The following is a 3,782-nucleotide window of genomic DNA, read 5'->3' on the forward strand; positions in this document are numbered from 1 at the left end:
ATGCTGCCGCTGATCGATTTGCCGCAAAGCGCAATCGATGCGATAGCGGCTAGCGTGCCCGGCGGCATGAGCAATATTCAGGATATCTATCCGCTTGGCGCCTTGCAGCAGGGCATACTGTTTCACCATTTGCTTGATCAAGACAGCGATACCTATCTGATCAAGCAGCAGTTCGTTTTCGATGGACAGGCACGCCTTGCGCGCTTCATGGCCGCACTGCAAACGCTGATCGCCCGGCATGATATTTTCCGCACCGGCATCATCCGGGACGATCTCGATCAGCCGGTTCAGGTTGTATTGCGGCAGGTCGAGCTGCCCGTCGAACGCATCATGCTGGACCCGGCGGCTGGCGCAATCGCACTGCAGCTTGATGCACGTTACGACGTGCGCCGCTATCGCATGGCAATCGACAATGCGCCGCTGTTGCATGCCGTGATCGCGGAAGATACTGCAAACGGCAGCTGGGTGCTGCATTTGCTGCTGCATCACCTGATTTGCGATCACACCACACTGGAACTGATGGCAGAGGAAATCCGTCTGCTCCTGGCCGGTCAGGCCGGGCAATTGCCAATACCAGTACCGTTTCGCGACTTCATTGCCCAAACAACGCGCAAAACTGCCCCGGAGCAGGCTCGGGCATTTTTCAGCACCATGCTTGGCCACATCGACGAGCCAACCGCGCCATATGGTATCAACAACGTTTACGGCACTGGCGAAGAGATCGATGAAGTTCATCAGCAACTGGACATCTCGTTGGCAGAACGCCTGCGCAAGCAGGCACGCGCCGCACAGGTCAGCGCCACCAGCCTATGGCATCTGGCTTGGGGGCTGGTGCTGGCCCGGATTTGCGGGCGCGATGAAGTAGTGTTCGGCACCGTGCTGTTTGGCCGTCTGCATGGTGGTGCCCGCGCTGAACAGATCATGGGGCAATGCATCAACACCCTGCCCTTGTGCATTAGTACTGCCATGGGCAGCGTTGCCCATGGCCTGCGCGAAACACATGCCCGCCTGAGTGGCTTGCTGCAGCATGAGCATGCCTCACTGGCCGAGGCACAGCGCTGCAGCAGCGTCGCCCCGTCCACGCCCCTGTTCGCCAGCCTGCTCAACTACCGTTACAGCCAGAGCGCAGATTCTGTCTTTGCAGCAAGGCCGTTGGACGGCATTGAAGTCCTGCACTTTGATGAACGTACCAATTACCCGCTGACCTTGACCGTAGATGATCTCGGCAGCGGTTTTGGTCTGATGGTGCAAGGGGGGAAAGCAACCCGGCCAGCCGTTGTGTGTGGCTATCTGGTTGAGGCAATCACGGCGTTGCTTGATGCGCTGGAAAATGCGCCGGATCAAGCCTTGCAGCAACTGGACATTTTGCCTGCAGCCGAACGACTGCAATTGTTGTCGAGCTGGAATGCAACGACGGCAGCCGTCAACCCGATTGCGACCATACACCAGCTATTCGAGGCTCAGGTTGCACGCGCGCCGGAGCGGGTGGCCGTTGTTTTTGGCGATAAGCAACTCAGCTATGGCGATCTGGAGCGGCGTGCCAATCAGCTTGCGCACGCGTTGCAAGCACAGGGCGTTGCGCCCGGAGCCCGGATCGCGTTGTGCATGACACGTTCGCAGCAGTTGCTGGTTGCGCTACTGGGCATACTGAAGGCCGGTTGCAGCTATGTCCCGCTGGACCCGACCTACCCTTCCGAGCGCCTGACCCACATGCTGACAGACGCTGCGCCAGCACTGTTGCTGACGCAAACAGGCTTGCTGGATGTCGCTGCGCATGCGGTTCCTGCGCTTCGCCTCGATACCATCGATCTAAGCCGCTTTCCGCCCACCAGCGTGCAGACCGGCGTTTCTGGTCAGCACGCGGCCTATATGATTTACACATCAGGCTCGACTGGCCGCCCCAAGGGCGTTGTGGTCGAACACGCTGCCGTTGTCAATTTTCTCGGGAGCATGGCCAAAGCACCTGGCATCACGACAGATGACGTGATGCTGGCGCTGACGACTTTGTCGTTCGATATTGCCGGGCTGGAGCTCTACCTGCCGTTGACGGTGGGTGCACGCATCGTGCTCAGTACCGCAGAGCACAATGCCGATGCCGATCTGCTTGCGCTCACCATAGCCAAGTATGACGTAACGATAATGCAGGCTACACCTTCCGGCTGGCGGCTGTTGCTGGATGGTGGCTGGCAAGGCAAGCCCGATCTCAAGGCGCTTTGCGGTGGCGAAGCGCTACCGGTGGAGCTGGCCCAGCGGATGCTGCAGCGCACCGGCGAATTGTGGAACCTGTATGGCCCGACGGAGACCACCATCTGGTCGACCTGCCAGCAGGTTCTATCCATTACCGGCCAAGGGGCCACTGGAATCGGCCGCCCTATCGACAACACACAGATATATATGCTGGACGCGCACGGCCGCCTCGCTCCTACTGGCGTAGCAGGCGAGTTGCACATTGCCGGTGCTGGCGTTGCTCGTGGCTACTGGCAGCGCCCCGAACTGACGGCTGAGCGTTTTGTGCTGGACGTGCACGCCGCTGAGCATGGTGCACGCATGTATCGCACTGGTGATCTGGCACGCTGGTTGCCGGATGGGCGCATCGATTACCTTGGCCGCATCGATCAGCAGGTAAAAATCCGTGGTCATCGCATTGAGCTGGGTGAAATCGAAACCATGCTGATGACTGTGGATGGCGTGCGTGAAGCAGTGGTGGTGGCTCGCAGCGATGCGGCCGATCAAAGACTGGTTGCCTATATCGCCATTCATGCTGATTCGGCTCAGCCCGATACTGCCACCCTACGCACCTTGCTGCTGCAACAACTGCCGGATTACATGGTGCCGGCACATTTCGTCGTACTGGCTCAGTTGCCGCTCACACCCAATGGCAAGGTGGATCGCAAGGCGTTACCGGCACCGCAGTTTGCAGCATTGCAAGCGCATATCGCACCGCTTAGCGAAACCGAGCGAGTGCTGGCTGCCATCTGGGCTGAGGTGCTCGGGGTGCCACGCGTCGGCGTTCATGACGATTTCTTTGCACTTGGCGGGCACTCGTTGTTGGCCACACAGGCCATGTCCAAGGTGCGCAATCGCCTGCAGGTTGAGTTGCCGCTGCGCACCTTGTTCGATGCACCAACGATCGCGGCGCTGGCAATCCGCATTGACGCCACAAACCCCCGGCAAGTCGAGCGCATTGCGGCAATCAGCCGCAGCGATGCAATGCCGCTGTCGCATGCCCAGCAACGCCTGTGGTTCCTTGATCATCTGGCACCGGGTAATGCGCTTTACCACATCGCATTCGGGCTGCGCCTGCTCGGCAACCTGCATGCGGACTGGCTGCGGCAGGCGTTTGATGCCGTCATTGCACGGCATGAGGTGCTGCGGACTCGTTTCGTGCTGCAGCAAGGCAAGCCTTGGCAACGTATTGACGCGACTACGGTACTGGACTGGCGAGCACTGGATCTGACATCACTCCCCACGCCAGAACGCGAGGATGCAGCCACACACGCCATGCAGCAGCTCGCAGCGCAACCCTTCGCCCTCGGCCAGGCACCGTTGCTGCGCGTGGCACTGATCCAGTTGAGCAAACACGAGCACTTGCTGGCCATCTGCCTGCATCACATCATTGCCGACGGTTGGTCGCTGTCGTTGCTGCAAACCGAGCTGGCGTCGGCCTATAGCGCTTGCGCGCACGATCGCTCGCCTGTCCTGCCTGCGCTACCCATCCAGTACGCCGACTTCGCCCACTGGCAACGGCAATGGCTCAGCGGCGACGTCCTCGCCCGCCAGCT

Annotated in this window: 1 protein-coding gene; it reads left to right on the forward strand. The window is 60.1% G+C overall.

Features of this window, described 5'->3' with window-relative positions:
* Positions 1 to 66: 66 nt before the first annotated feature.
* Positions 67 to 3,782: non-ribosomal peptide synthetase (locus tag B9A19_RS21705; protein ID WP_245804403.1), on the forward strand; the 3,716-nt coding region annotated here is incomplete at its 3' end.

Source organism: Andreprevotia lacus DSM 23236, from assembly GCF_900176275.1.
GTDB lineage: Bacteria > Pseudomonadota > Gammaproteobacteria > Burkholderiales > Chitinibacteraceae > Andreprevotia > Andreprevotia lacus.